This is a genomic window from Streptomyces sp. NPDC032161 (assembly GCF_040636995.1).
GTDB lineage: Bacteria > Actinomycetota > Actinomycetes > Streptomycetales > Streptomycetaceae > Streptomyces.
Map to the genome: position 1 here is coordinate 1 of NZ_JBEZVN010000010.1, position 13,439 is coordinate 13,439.

A 13,439-nucleotide genomic window follows, 5' to 3' on the forward strand; every position below is an offset into this window, starting at 1 on the left:
TACTGCAGGGGGGACCCTGTGGGAGAGTAGGTCGCCGCCGAACAGTTTTTGTGGGGAAGCCCCGCACCCTTGTGGTGCGGGGCTTTCTCGCGTTCAAAATCTTTTCCCTCCAGCACCCCGTTGCCGAGGAAACCCCTCGGTATCCGAGGGGACATTTCCCGAAAGCGTCGGGGAACGGCGGCAGGGATCAGAGGCGGCCCGCTGCCTTGAGGGCCAGGTAGGCGTCGGCGAGGGCCGGAGCGAGATCCTCCGGGGTGGCATCGACGACCAGGACGCCGTGGCGCCGGAGTTCTTCTGCGGTCCGAAGCCGGCTCTCCTGGGCCTGAGCGCCGGCTGCGGCCTCATACACCGCGTCCACTGTGCCCCTGGAACGCACCATCTTTTTGATGTGCGGGTCGGCCACGGAGGCCAACAGCACGGTGTGGCGTGGGGTCAATCGGCGCAGGACCGGCAGCAGCCCTTCTTCCACAGGAGCAGCGTCCAGGCCGGTGAGGAGCACGATCAGACTGCCACGAGGAGCGCTGGCGAGGGCGGCGGCTCCGAGCCCCTGGGCATCCGTTTCCACGAGCGCTGGTTCGATCGGAGCCAGGGCGTTGACCATGGCCGATAGAACCTCTCCCGCGGACTTCCTCTGAACGTGGGCCCGGACGCGCCGGTCGTACGCCAGCAGGTCCACGCGGTCGCCCGCGCGAGTGGCGAGCGCAGTCAGGAGCACGGCCGCGTCCAGAGAGGCGTCCAGACGAGGCACGTCCCCGACACGTCCGGCCGAGGTCCGACCCGTGTCCAGGACCAGGAGGATCTGACGGTCGCGCTCGGGGCGCCAAGTACGCACGGCGACGGCGGACTGCCGTGCCGTGGCCCGCCAGTCGATGGATCGTGTGTCGTCGCCGGGAACGTAGTCACGCAAACTGTCGAACTCCGTGCCCTCTCCACGAGTGAGAACGCTGGTGCGGCCGTCGAGCTCGCGCAGTCTGGCCAGGCGCGACGGAAGGTGCTTGCGGCTGGTGAAAGGGGGCAGGACGCGAACCGTCCACGGGACGTAATGGTTTCCCTGTCGAGCGGCGAGTCCCAACGGTCCGAACGAACGAACCGTGACCCGCTCGGCTCGGCGGTCACCGCGCCGGGTCGGCCGCAGAAAGGTGGTCAGCCGACGGCGTTCCCCAGCCGGAACCGCCAACGTATGGCGAGAGGCCGTCCGGTCCTCGCCGGTGGGCCAGCTGCTCGGCGGCCAGGCGTCACGAACGTGTGCACGCAGCCGCCGACGGGAAGGATTGGTCACGGTGAGTTGTACCTCGGCCGTTTCGCCAAGTCGAACGCTTGTGTCACCGGATCGGGTGAACTGAAGCGTTCGTACTGGCGCGGCGAGGGCGTAGTCGCAGAGAATCGCCAAGGAAAGCGGTGCGTTGACCGCGAGCAGGCCGGTCCAGCTGGGGGCCAGGATGCCTACGGGGAGTGACCCCAGGGCGGCCAGCAGGGCGGTGCGTCCGGTAAGGGCCACGGTCAGCGCCTCATCGGGGTACGGGGACGTGGGCGAGGACCGAGGTGATGACGGAGTCGGGGGTGACTCCCTCCATCTCCGCCTCGGGCCGCAGGTGGATGCGATGACGAAGAGTGGGGAGCGCGAGGGCCTTCACGTCATCCGGAATGACGTAGTCGCGGCCGGTGAGCCAGGCCCAGGCTCGGGCGGTCGACAGCAGGGCGGTGGCACCTCGGGGGGATACCCCGAGGGCGAGCGAGGGGGATTCACGCGTGGCACGACAGATATCGACGACATAACCGGCGATCTCGGGCGAGACCTTGGTTCGAGCAACTGCGGCACGAGCTGCTTCCAGGTCGGCGGGCCCGGCGACGGGGCGTATGCCGGCCGATGCGAGATCGCGCGGGTTGAAGCCGTCTGAATGACGGGTGAGGACGTTGATCTCCTCGTCCCGGGACGGCAGGGGGACTGTCAGTTTCAGGAGGAACCGGTCCAGCTGGGCCTCGGGGAGCGGGTAGGTGCCCTCGTATTCGACGGGATTCTGTGTGGCCGCCACGAGGAAGGGGTCGGGCAGGGGCCTGGGGACGCCGTCGACGGTGACCTGCCGCTCCTCCATCGCTTCCAGGAGGGAGGACTGTGTCTTGGGAGGCGTGCGGTTGATTTCGTCTGCCAGGAGCAGATTGGTGAAGACCGGGCCGGGCTGGAAGGAGAACTCCGCTGTACGGGCGTCGTAGACCAGCGAGCCGGTGACATCGCTCGGCATCAGATCCGGAGTGAACTGGACACGCTTGGTATCGAGTTCGAGCGAGGCGGCGAGAGCCCGGACCAAGAGGGTCTTGGCCACACCAGGAACGCCTTCGAGGAGGACGTGCCCTCGGCACAGCAGAGCGACGACGAGTCCGGTCACTGCCGGGTCCTGACCGACCACGGCTTTGGCGATCTCGGAGCGCAACGCTTCCAGGGACGCACGGGCGGTGTCGCCGTTCGCGAGGGGCTCAGTGGTCCCGGCGGGCACTGGGGGCGGGGCGCTCATGAGGTGCGTACCTCTCTTTCGAGGGTGTCGAGTTGATCTGCCAGTCGTACAAGAGCCGCATCGTCGGACGGAGCGGGTCCGAAGAGCACGTACTGGAGGCGGCTCTCATCGCCGTCGAGGCGAGTGGAGACAGCGGGGACGAGTGTGGTGGGGAAATGGGCGTCTCGGGGAGCGACGCCGAGAAGGGTGGCGATACGTCCCCGTGCGGCGGCACGCAACGAGTCGGCGGCGAGGCCGCGGGCGTTCGTCGTGCGGTAGAGGCGGGCCCGGCCCTCGGCGGACTCGGACGCGCGGATGGCGACGGGCAGCTGTTCCGTCACCAGGGGCCCCAGTCGGCGGGCCCGCCAGATGGCGGCCAGTACGGCGGCGAAGGCGAGTTGCAGGGTGCCCCACAGCCAGCCACGAGGTATCAGGTCGGTGAAGCCGCGGTCGGCGCGTTCGCCGTCGTGCTCGGTGAGCGCGCCGATGTCGGTGAGTGAGGGGAGGTACCAGATCAGATGGGGACGGGAACCGAGAAGTTGCAGGGCCAGGGACGCGTTGCCCTGGTCGTCGAGGCGGTCGTTGTGGAGGAGATCGGAGGATCCGAGGAGAACGGTCTCTCCGGCGCCTTGCTCGAACAGGAGCAGGGTGGGAAGGCCGTTGCTCGGGAAGCACGCGGTGGTGGCGAGGTCTCCCGCGGCATAGCGGAAACCTCCCGTTTCGATGGCGCCCGCCCTGCGGGCAGCCGGCAGGGAGCACTCGGGGTCGCGGGTGGTCGTGGGCCCGGCGGACTTCGCGCGGACTCCGGGGACCAGGGTGCCAGCGGATGGAGGACCCGCCGCGAGAAGGACGGTGCGACCACCCGAGTGAGTGGTCCTGGCCCGCAGCTCCTCCTGCTGGTGAGGTGCCAGAAGATCTGGGGAGGTCACGAGCAGGGTGGTGTCGGGGCCGAGGCTGGTTGTGGCCTCGGCCAGGGTGGTGGCGACGCGGACGGAGACTCCGCGGTCCTTCAGGAGTTCGGCGACGGCGCGGCTGCCGTAGCGGTCGGCGGAGCGTGGGTCGAGGCGGCCATGCTGATCGCCGGAGCGCACGGATGCCAGGGCGATTCCTGCCGCGAGGAGCACGAGGAGGGCGAGCAGCAGGCCGCGCACACGGGACCAGGCCTGGCGCGGGGTGAGGGAGGTGGAGGTGCCTGTCATTCGACCGCTCCCTGGGCCGGCGTCGTCAGGAGAGGCTTCGCGGCTTCGAGATCGATGTCCAGTTCCCGCACGGACGAATACACCTGCTCGTCCGCTGTGCGGTCGCCGTATGTGACGTCGTCGAAATCGCCGGCGGCGGCGCGAAGGCGCGTGGCGTGCGAGGGCAGCAGGCGTGCGGCTTCGGCGGCGGCCTCGTCGGCGGTGCGCCCGGGGCGCGGGTCGATCAGGGCCCGTTCCTCCAGAGAGCGCACGATGGCGCGCGTGCGTTCCTGGATCGCTTCGTTCCAGTGTTGCGCGGCGGCATGCGCCTCGGCGGCCGCCCGGTGTTCGGCCGCTGTCCGCGGGGTGTCGTCGAAGAGGGTGTCGGTGGTGCGCACGATGCGGCGTGGGGTGCCCAGCCGCCACCAGAGCGCGGCCACCAGACCGATGACCGCCAGTGCGAGCACGACCAGGCCGAGCGGGCCGCCCGGTGCCGCGCCGGAGGCCATGTTCAGGAGATCGCCGAGCCAGCCCCAGAGCTGGTCGAGACCGCGTCGGAGGAGACCGGGATCGTTCTCGTGGTACATCGGTTTGGACAGCTCGCGCTCCGCGGCCTCACGGGCGGGGACACGCGGAGTGTCCACGGGTATGTCGCCGCTCGCCCGGACCAGCAACCGTGCCGCTGTCGAACCCCCCACCCCCGACACGACATCAGCTCCCGGTGTCGTATTCGGGCAGACCCGCTGCCCGGGCGAGTTCGAGGTCCAGCGCCTCGCGGCGGATTCGCTGGTCGATGTAGAGCAGCGCCATCACTCCGGCGGAGAGTGGGTAGGTGATCGTCGCGGTGATCACCTGGCCGATGCCCGAGATGATCAGGTACGGCCAGGTGGAGAACATGGAGCCGTCGAAGAGAAGGGATTCGGTCCCGCTGCTGTCCACGACCATCGCGATGATGGTGAACGGGATGGCGATGATCACGGCGACGATGGCGGTCAGCAGCCAGGTCAGAGCCAGCACGCCGAAGGTCCGCCACCACGCGTTCCTGACCAGCTTCGCGGAGCGACGCATGGAGGTCGTGATCGATTGGCGTTCCAGCATCAGGGCTGGGGAAGCGAGCGCGAAGCGGACCATCAGCCAGAGGACGACGGCGAGCGCCGCGGGGAGGCCGATGACGACGAGGCCGGCACCAGCCGTGGAGCCGACCAGCAGACCGGGCAGAAGGCCGAGGGTCATGAGCGCGGCGCTCATCAGCGTCAGCAACATGGTCAGGCCCAGCAACTGCGGAAGCCTGGGCCGGGCCTCGGCCCAGGCGTCGGCGAGCGACACCGGGCGTCCCAGCACCGAGCGACTGATCACCACGGTCAGCACGGATGTGGTGAACAGTGTGGCGATCAAGGTGATGAGCATGGACGGCACGTTGGTGATCAACGTGGACTGAACGGATTCGGTGGCCTGCCGGAGTACCTCGGGACCGGTGGCGGTCGGGTCCATCACGGTGGGCTCGGGCAGCAGGTAGCGCTGCATGAGAATCGTTGCGATCTGGGCGATCACGGACACGGCCAGCGTGAAGCCGAGCACGGTGCGCCAGTGGGTGCGCATCGTGGAGACCGCGCCGTCGAGGATCTCGCCGACACCGAGCGGACGCAGCGGGATCACTCCGGGCTTGGCCGCGGCAGGCGGCTGCCCCCAGCCGGGACCCTGGGGGCCGGCACCCCAGCCGTAGCCGGGGGGAGGCAGGCCCGGGCCGGTGCCGGGGGCACTCGGTGGGGACCACTGCGCTGCCGGTGGCTGGGCCGGGGACCAGTTGCCTGCCGGGCCGCTGCCGTCGACGGGCTCGGAGGGGCGGGGGACATCCGCCCCCTGGCCCTCGGAGGGGGCAGATCCGGGCGAGGCCCAGCCCGGAGTGTCGTTCATTCTCGCTCCTTAACGGTCCTGTCCGTTCATCGGCACGGCAGGTCGGCAGCCCATCGTGCCACGCGCAGCTTCATTAGGGACCGGGCGCGGTATCTCCTGCGCGCCTTCATACGGGGCGGCTCACCGGGCAGACTGGGCGGATGGCTGATCACGACGAGCAACCGCCGGTGGGCGACGAGCCTCCCGTCCTTTCCGTACTCCACTGGGACGAGCTGCCGGAAGGGCCCGCGCTGGTGCTTCTCGACCAGACACGGCTGCCCGCGGAGGAGGCCGAGCTGGTGTGCCCCGACGTGCCCTCGCTGGTGCGGGCGATCCGGACACTGGCGGTGCGCGGCGCGCCGTTGCTGGGCATCGCCGGGGCCTACGGGGTGGCACTCGCCGCAGCGCGGGGGGACGACGTCGAAGAGGCCGCGGGGTTGCTGGCGGGTGCGAGGCCCACCGCGGTGAACCTCGTGTACGGGGTACGGCGGGCCCTGTCCGCACACCGGGCGGCAGCGCAGAAAGGGGCGGACCTCCGGAATGCCGCGCAGGCGGCGCTGGCCGAGGCGAGGGCACTGCACCGGGAGGACGCCGAGGCCAGTGCGCGCATGGCGCGGCACGGGCTCGCCCTCCTGGACGAGCTTCTGCCGGCCGGCGGGCACCGGCTGCTGACGCACTGCAATACCGGAGCGCTGGTGTCGGGCGGCGAGGGAACCGCCTTCGCGGTGGCGCTCGCGGCACACCGGGAAGGGCGGCTGAGTCGGCTGTGGGTGGACGAGACCCGTCCGCTCCTGCAGGGGGCCCGGCTGACGGCGTACGAGGCGGCGCGCAACGGCATGCCGTACAACCTGCTCACGGACAACGCGGCGGGGTCCTTGTTCGCCGCGGGAAAGGTGGACGCGGTGCTCATCGGGGCCGACCGCATCGCGGCGGACGGCTCGGTGGCGAACAAGGTGGGGAGTTATCCGCTGGCGGTGCTGGCGAAGTACCACCACGTACCGTTCATCGTGGTGGCGCCCACCACGACCGTGGATCTGGACACAGCGGACGGAGCGGCGATCACTGTGGAACAGCGACGGGGGAGCGAAGTGACCGAGTTCACATTTCTGCAGGGCGGGGTGGTGGAAGAGGAAGTCGGTTGGCGGCTCGTCGCGCCGGCCGGAACCGCCGCGTACAACCCGGCATTCGACGTCACACCGCCGGAGCTGGTCACGGCGATCGTCACGGAGGAGGGCGTGGTTTCCCCGGTCACCGGGGGCGGACTCGCGGAGCTGTGTGCCAGGTCATCGCAGGTAACGATTAGCTAATGGGATGATGTCGATTATGAAGGGACGCGTCCTTGTCGTCGACGACGACACCGCACTGGCCGAGATGCTCGGGATTGTGCTGCGTGGTGAGGGGTTCGAGCCGTCGTTCGTAGCGGACGGCGACAAGGCACTCGCCGCGTTTCGTGAGGCCAAGCCGGACCTGGTCCTGCTGGATCTGATGCTGCCCGGCAGGGACGGCATCGAGGTCTGCAGGCTGATCAGGGCCGAGTCGGGTGTGCCGATCGTCATGCTCACGGCCAAGAGCGACACGGTCGACGTGGTGGTGGGTCTGGAGTCCGGGGCCGACGACTACATCGTGAAGCCGTTCAAGCCCAAGGAGTTGGTGGCCCGGATCAGGGCACGCCTGCGGAGGTCCGAGGAACCGGCGCCGGAGCAGCTCACCATCGGGGACCTGGTCATCGACGTGGCCGGGCACTCGGTGAAGCGGGAGGGGCAGTCGATAGCGCTCACCCCGCTGGAGTTCGACCTGCTGGTCGCGCTCGCGCGCAAGCCGTGGCAGGTGTTCACTCGTGAGGTGCTGCTGGAGCAGGTGTGGGGGTACCGCCACGCGGCCGACACCCGGCTCGTGAACGTCCATGTCCAGCGACTGCGTTCCAAGGTGGAGAAGGACCCGGAGCGGCCCGAGATCGTGGTGACCGTCCGAGGGGTCGGTTACAAGGCCGGACCGAGCTGACATGCCTCTGGGCGGTGCTGCTCCGCGGCCCGGGGAGCCGGGAGCCCGTGCGGAGCGGGCTGCCGCTCCGGTGCACAGGTCGTCCCGGATCGGCCGCCTCCTCAAAGGGGGTCGGCTGTTCCACGACCATGCGCCCGGCGGCCCGGTGCCGCGACTGCTGATGCGCTGGGTGCGGCGTCCGCTGCTGCCCGTCGTACGGCTGTGGCGGCGCAATCTCCAGTTGCGGGTGGTCGCGGGCACACTGCTCATGTCGCTCGCCGTCGTGCTGCTCCTCGGCATCGTCGTGATCGGGCAGGTCCGCAACGGCCTGCTCGACGCGAAGGGCAAGGCCGCCCAGACCCAGGCCGCCGGCGGCTTCGCCGCGGCCCAGGAGAAGGCGAACACCCCGCTCGCCCCCGGTGGACAGGGCAGCGGTGACACCGCGGACGGTACGACCGCCAACAACTCCTGGCGGACCGAGCTGGTCGACCAGCTCGCCAGCGGGGGGAAGAACGCCTTCAACGTGGTGGCGCTCAGCGCGGACGAGGGAACGCGCGCGCCGCGCGGCTCGGGCAGCGTCGAGGCGGCGAGCGTCCCGCAGAACCTGCGGGACGCGGTCAACAAGGGCCCGGGCGCCTTCCAGACGTACTCCGTGATCCGGTACGCGAACGGGCAGGACCCGCAGCCCGGACTCGTCGTCGGCAAACGGCTCTACGACATCGACCACAACCCGTACCAGCTCTACTACCTCTTCCCGCTGACGCAGGAGGAGAAGTCGCTGACGCTGATCAAGGGCACGCTGGCGACCGCGGGGCTGTTCGTCGTCGTGCTGCTCGGGGCCATCGCGTGGTTCGTGGTGCGCCAGGTCGTCACGCCCGTACGGATGGCCGCGGGGGTCGCCGAGCGGCTCTCCGCCGGCAGGCTCCAGGAACGGATGAAGGTCACCGGCGAGGACGACATCGCCCGGCTCGGTGAGGCCTTCAACAAGATGGCGCAGAACCTGCAGCTGAAGATCCAGCAGTTGGAGGAGCTGTCCCGGATGCAGCGGCGTTTCGTCTCCGACGTCTCCCACGAGCTGCGCACGCCGCTGACGACCGTCCGGATGGCCGCCGACGTCATCCACGAGGCGCGCAGCGACTTCGACCCGGTGACGGCACGTTCCGCGGAACTGCTCGGGGACCAGCTCGACCGGTTCGAGTCACTGCTCTCCGACCTGCTGGAGATCAGCCGCTTCGACGCGGGCGCCGCGGCGCTGGAGGCCGAGCCGATAGATCTGCGGCAGGTCGTGCACCGGGTGATCGGCGGGGCCGAACCGCTGGCCGAACGCAAGGGCACCCGGATCAGGGTGGTCGGCGACAGCCAGCCGGTGATCGCGGAGGCCGACGCGCGCCGGGTGGAGCGCGTCCTGCGCAACCTGGTCGTCAACGCGGTCGAGCACGGCGAGGGGCGGGACGTCGTGGTGCGCATGGAAGCGGCCGGAGGCGCGGTCGCCGTGGCCGTCCGCGACTACGGGGTGGGACTCAAGCCCGGCGAGGCGACGCGCGTGTTCAACCGCTTCTGGCGGGCCGACCCGGCCCGTGCGCGGACGACCGGCGGCACCGGTCTCGGGCTGTCCATCGCCGTGGAGGACGCCCGGTTGCACGGCGGCTGGCTGCAGGCGTGGGGCGAGCCCGGCGGCGGTTCGCAGTTCCGGCTGACCCTGCCGCGCACGGCGGACGAACCGCTGCGCGGCTCTCCGATACCCCTGGAACCGGAGGACTCCCGCCGCAACCGGGAGAACCGGGAGCGGGCCCTGCCCGGCTCCGGGGGAGGACACCGGCTGACGGCGGTGCCGGTCCAGCCCGCGGACAGCGACCGGCCGGCGCTTCCGGTGCCGTCCCGCTCCGCCTCGGTTCCCCCGGCGGCGCCGCCCTCGGTGCATCCGGCGGCCCTGCCCGGCAACGGGGCACGAGTGGTCGCACGCCCCGCCGAGGACCGGGCGGGCGGCGAACCCGGGGGCGAGATCGACACCGTGGTACGGGAACAGGAGCGGGGGGACGCGAATCGTGGGATCTGACCGTCGCGGGAGCGCCCGTGGGCGCGTGCCGCGGATGTCCGCGCTGCTCGGATGCGGGGTCGTGCTGCTGTCCGCGTGCAGTTCGATGCCCGTCAGCGGGGACGTCAGGCCGGTCGGCGGCGGCTCGCAGCCCGGCGACTCCCAGGTGCAGGTGTACGCCGTGGCACCGCGTGACAACGCCACCCCCAACGAGATCGTCGACGGCTTCCTGGAATCCATGACCAGCGACGACTCGAAGTTCATGACGACGCGCAAGTACCTGACGCGGAAGGCCGCGAGCACCTGGAAACCGAGCGCGTTCACGACCGTGCTCGCCAAGGCGCCCAACCGCAGCGACCGCCCGCTGAACGACAGCGATCCCGGTGTCACCGAACTCGCCTACACCCTGACCGGCGAGAAGGTGGCGACGGTCGACGGCCAGAGCGCGTATCAGCCGCTCGCGCCCACGGAGTACAACGAGACCCTGCACCTGGTGCGGGAGAACGGCACGGACGGCAAGGAGTGGCGCATCGACGTCGTGCCGGACGGGCTGCTGCTCGGACAGTCGGACTTCCGACGCCTCTACCGTTCGGTCGACAAGTACTACTTCGCCGCCGGACGGACGGTGGGGCAGTCGACGCTGGTCGCCGATCCCGTCTACCTGCGCAGCCGCACGGACCCCGTCACAGGCATGGACACCGTGACGCAGGCGGTCCGCAGTCTTCTGGCGGGACCGACCGACTGGCTGCGTCCGGTGGTCCGTTCCCGCTTCCCCGCCGGTACGACGCTGAAGAAGGACGTCACCTCACTGGCCCCGGACGACCGCAACGTCCTGAGGATCCCGCTCGACAAGAAGGCGGACGGCGCCGGGCAGAGCTCCTGCCGCATGATGGCCTCGCAGGTGCTGTACACGCTGCGGGATCTGACGTCGGCACGGATCGAGCAGGTCCAGCTGCTGCGCTCGGACGATTCCCAGCTGTGCGTCCTCGAGGCGGACCAGGCGGAGGAGTTCGCGCCCGACGGTTCGTCGAGCGGGCCGGACAGCCAGTACTACATCGACGCCAAGGGCCATGTGGAGCGCATCCCCGGCAGCACCAAGGGCAGTGGTGTTCCGGAGCCGGTGTCCGGGCCGTTCGGCAACGGACTGCGGATGGGCGAGGTCGGCGTGGCCAGGGACGAGCAGTCGGCGGCGGCGGTCTCGCGGGACAGGACCTCCCTCTACGTGTCCTCAATCGTCTCGGACGGCGAGCTTCCCCCGGCCCTGGTGACCAGCAGGGCCAAGAAACAGAACGACCGGCTGTCGGCACCGAGCTGGGACGGCCGGGGCGATCTCTGGGTGGCCGACCGGGACCCGCACAGGCCCCGGCTGCTGCGGATACCGGGAGGCACCGGTGAACCGCAGGAGGTCGCCGTGCCCAGCCTGGCCGGCAACCGGATCGAGGCGCTGCGGTTGTCCACGGACGGTGTGCGCATCGCACTCCTGGTGAACCAGGGCGACGGCCGAAGGACCCTGAAGATCGGCCGGATCGAGCGCCACGGCGCGGGGGAGCCGCAGCGGCTCTCGGTGGTGGATCTGCGGCAGGCCGCACCGCAGTTGACGGACGTCACCGCGATGTCGTGGTCGGGCCGCAACCGCCTCGTGGTGGTCGGAAAGGAGGAGGGTGGCGTCCAGCAGGTGCGTTATGTGCAGGCGGACGGTTCGACGCCCGCCTCGGGCGTCCTGCCGGGGCTGAACGAGGTGTCGTCGATCGCGGCGGCGGACGACGAGCAGCTGCCGCTGATGGCGGCGACACGCAATGACGGGATAGTGAAGCTGTCCCCGGGCGACAACTGGCAGACCGTGGTCAAGGAGGGCACGTCGCTGGTCTATCCGGGCTGAGCACACATCGCTGGTCCGTCCCGGGCTGAGCACACGGCTGGCCGGGGCGGAGCGGGGCGCTGCCCGGGCCGGGAGCGGGGGGCGTGTCCGGGGCGGGGAGGCGTGGCTCGCCGGGGCCGCAGCGCGTCGGCGACCCGGGTTTTCCACAGGGGTGGCCGGGTGCCGCGAGTGAGTGCACAGTGGATTCATGCGGGGATGGTGGCGGGAGATCTCCGGGCTGGTATTGCCGGTGTCCTGTGGTGGTTGCGGCAGACCGCGAACGGAGCTGTGCGAGGAGTGCCGGGCGGTGCTGTACGGCGGGGTGCCGCGCCGGGTGAGGCCGGATCCCGAGCCTGCGGGCCTGCCGGTGGTGCACGCGGCCGCGCCGTACGAGAACGGCGTGCGCGGGGTGCTCCTGGCGCACAAGGAGCGTGGGGCACTGGGCCTCGCAGGGCCGCTCGGCAGGGCACTTGCCGGGGCCGTACGGGCCGGGGCGGGGCCGACGGGAAGCGCGGAACCGCTGCTGCTGGTGCCCGTGCCGTCCGCGCGGCGCTCCGTGGCGGCGCGAGGGCATGATCCGACGCGGCGGATCGCGCTGGCGGCCGCCGCCGAGCTGAGGCGGGGCGGTGTTCCGGCGCGCGTGGTCCCGGTGCTGCGGCAGCGCCGGGTGGTGGCCGACCAGGCGGGGCTGGGCGCCCGGCAGCGGGAGCGGAATCTCGCCGGGGCGCTGACGGTCGCGGTCGGCGGCGGGCGGCTCCTCGCGACGGGAAGGGTCGTGCTCGTGGACGACCTGATGACGACCGGTGCCTCGCTGGCCGAGGCGGCGCGGGCGATCGGAGCGGAATGCGGATACGGACGGTCCGCACATGGCGGCGGGCGCGTGAGGGCCGAGCACGTAAACGGGCGGGCGGCCGTCGTCGCCGTATCCCCATCGGCCTTCGAAATAAACCGGAACTCTCTCCGAAGCCGCATCGTTGCAGGTAGTGAGTGAGTAAAAAGGCCTGAACGGAGGTACGCGCGAGTAGCGGGTGCCGAGAACCGGCCGGGCAGGCTATGTTCAGTGGTGAGGAATGGTGAATGCCGGACCTCAATGAATGCACCGCCAGGTTTCGGGCAGGTAACTCACCGACAGTCCGGAAACGGGAATTCGGTGGGGGCGAGTCCCCACCGCTGGGGGAGGAGGTGGACGTCACCCAGTCCGCGGCTCCGGTCATCACCGGGGCCTGGTGCAAAAGGGAGATGCTCCGCCGCTGAGCGGGGCGATCCGGGAACGGAGTTCTGCGTGGACATCGTCGTCAAGGGCCGCAAGACCGAGGTGCCCGAGCGGTTCCGCAAGCACGTGGCCGAGAAGCTGAAGCTGGACAAGATCCAGAAGTTCGACGGCAAGGTGATCAGCCTCGACGTCGAGGTGTCCAAGGAGCCGAATCCCCGTCAGGCCGACCGTTCCGACCGGGTGGAGATCACGCTCCGGTCCCGTGGTCCGGTCATCCGGGCGGAAGCCGCGGCCGGCGACCCGTACGCGGCGCTGGACCTGGCCACCGGCAAGCTGGAGGCGCGGCTGCGCAAGCAGCACGACAAGCGCTACAGCCGCCGGGGCAACGGCCGGATTCCCGCCGCCGAGGTGGCCGAGGCCGTGCCGAATGCCGCGTCGTTCAACGGCGAGGGCGAGCTGGTCCCCGGCGAGACGGCTCCGTCCGTACCGACGACCAGATTCGGTTCCCTGGAGGTCCAGGGCGAAGGACCGCTGGTGATGCGCGAGAAGACGCACGTCGCCGCACCGATGTCGCTCGACCAGGCGCTCTACGAGATGGAGTTGGTCGGGCACGACTTCTATCTGTTCGTCGACTCCGAGACGAAGGAACCCAGCGTCGTCTACCGACGACACGCCTATGACTACGGTGTCATCCACCTGAGGACCGATCCGCTCGCGGCCGACGGGGCGAGCGGCGCGGGCGGTGCGCTCGGCGGCTGACGTCACCCCTCCACGGTGCCCCTGGAGCGTCTGT

At 70.4% G+C, this 13,439-nt stretch carries 11 protein-coding genes; 6 read left to right on the plus strand and 5 right to left on the minus strand.

The genetic code is table 11. The annotated features are described in order from the left end of the window. Positions 1 to 187: 187 nt before the first annotated feature. Genes AB0E67_RS20050 through AB0E67_RS20070 form a run of 5 tightly spaced genes read right to left on the minus strand, consistent with a single transcriptional unit; the run spans position 188 to position 5,581 of the window. On the minus strand, positions 188 to 1,498 hold the full coding sequence (locus AB0E67_RS20050; protein WP_362028392.1) for a DUF58 domain-containing protein: 1,311 nt from the start codon (positions 1,496 to 1,498) through the stop codon (positions 188 to 190). A 10-nt stretch (positions 1,499 to 1,508) separates the two neighbouring features. Beyond that, entirely contained in the window at positions 1,509 to 2,510 is a 1,002-nt protein-coding gene (locus AB0E67_RS20055; RefSeq protein WP_362028394.1) for a MoxR family ATPase, read from the minus strand. Further along, the gene (locus tag AB0E67_RS20060; RefSeq protein WP_362028397.1) at positions 2,507 to 3,688 is read right to left on the minus strand and encodes a DUF4350 domain-containing protein; all 1,182 of its coding nucleotides are present in this window, start codon (positions 3,686 to 3,688) and stop codon (positions 2,507 to 2,509) included. Before AB0E67_RS20060 ends, AB0E67_RS20055 begins: the two co-directional genes overlap by 4 nt. Beyond that, the gene (locus tag AB0E67_RS20065; protein WP_362028400.1) at positions 3,685 to 4,374 is read right to left on the minus strand and encodes a DUF4129 domain-containing protein; all 690 of its coding nucleotides are present in this window, start codon (positions 4,372 to 4,374) and stop codon (positions 3,685 to 3,687) included. The genes AB0E67_RS20060 and AB0E67_RS20065 overlap by 4 nt, the downstream gene beginning before the upstream one ends. Positions 4,375 to 4,378: 4 nt before the next feature. Next, positions 4,379 to 5,581, minus strand: coding sequence for a glycerophosphoryl diester phosphodiesterase membrane domain-containing protein (locus tag AB0E67_RS20070; RefSeq protein ID WP_362028403.1), 1,203 nt, complete (start codon positions 5,579 to 5,581; stop codon positions 4,379 to 4,381). Between the two features lie 140 nt (positions 5,582 to 5,721). Here AB0E67_RS20070 and mtnA point away from each other — a divergent pair, with 140 nt between their 5' ends. From mtnA to raiA, 6 genes are all read left to right on the plus strand, one after another. Beyond that, positions 5,722 to 6,867 carry an S-methyl-5-thioribose-1-phosphate isomerase gene (gene mtnA, locus AB0E67_RS20075; RefSeq protein WP_362028406.1) on the plus strand — a complete coding sequence of 382 codons (1,146 nt, stop codon included), beginning with the start codon at positions 5,722 to 5,724 and terminating at the stop codon, positions 6,865 to 6,867. A gap of 4 nt (positions 6,868 to 6,871) precedes the next feature. Then, complete coding sequence (gene mtrA / locus AB0E67_RS20080; protein ID WP_007448372.1) at positions 6,872 to 7,561, plus strand: two-component system response regulator MtrA; 690 nt, start codon at positions 6,872 to 6,874, stop codon at positions 7,559 to 7,561. Position 7,562: 1 nt separating this feature from the next. Further along, on the plus strand, positions 7,563 to 9,596 hold the full coding sequence (gene mtrB, locus AB0E67_RS20085; RefSeq protein WP_362028409.1) for an MtrAB system histidine kinase MtrB: 2,034 nt from the start codon (positions 7,563 to 7,565) through the stop codon (positions 9,594 to 9,596). 34 nt (positions 9,597 to 9,630) lie between these two features. Then, entirely contained in the window at positions 9,631 to 11,454 is a 1,824-nt protein-coding gene (locus AB0E67_RS20090; protein ID WP_362028411.1) for an LpqB family beta-propeller domain-containing protein, read from the plus strand. A gap of 187 nt (positions 11,455 to 11,641) precedes the next feature. After that, entirely contained in the window at positions 11,642 to 12,424 is a 783-nt protein-coding gene (locus tag AB0E67_RS20095) for a ComF family protein (RefSeq protein ID WP_362028413.1), read from the plus strand. Positions 12,425 to 12,715: 291 nt separating this feature from the next. Beyond that, on the plus strand, positions 12,716 to 13,405 hold the full coding sequence (raiA, locus tag AB0E67_RS20100; RefSeq protein WP_073791785.1) for a ribosome-associated translation inhibitor RaiA: 690 nt from the start codon (positions 12,716 to 12,718) through the stop codon (positions 13,403 to 13,405). Positions 13,406 to 13,439 lie beyond the last annotated feature (34 nt).

Coding starts and splice junctions, on each gene's coding strand:
- AB0E67_RS20070 (WP_362028403.1), bottom strand. CDS start 5,581: ATGAACGACACTCCGGGCTGGGCCTCGCCCGGATCTGCCCCCTCCGAG.
- mtrB (WP_362028409.1), top strand. CDS start 7,563: ATGCCTCTGGGCGGTGCTGCTCCGCGGCCCGGGGAGCCGGGAGCCCGT.
- AB0E67_RS20090 (WP_362028411.1), top strand. CDS start 9,631: ATGTCCGCGCTGCTCGGATGCGGGGTCGTGCTGCTGTCCGCGTGCAGT.
- AB0E67_RS20055 (WP_362028394.1), bottom strand. CDS start 2,510: ATGAGCGCCCCGCCCCCAGTGCCCGCCGGGACCACTGAGCCCCTCGCG.
- AB0E67_RS20060 (WP_362028397.1), bottom strand. CDS start 3,688: ATGACAGGCACCTCCACCTCCCTCACCCCGCGCCAGGCCTGGTCCCGT.
- mtnA (WP_362028406.1), top strand. CDS start 5,722: ATGGCTGATCACGACGAGCAACCGCCGGTGGGCGACGAGCCTCCCGTC.
- AB0E67_RS20095 (WP_362028413.1), top strand. CDS start 11,642: ATGCGGGGATGGTGGCGGGAGATCTCCGGGCTGGTATTGCCGGTGTCC.
- mtrA (WP_007448372.1), top strand. CDS start 6,872: ATGATGTCGATTATGAAGGGACGCGTCCTTGTCGTCGACGACGACACC.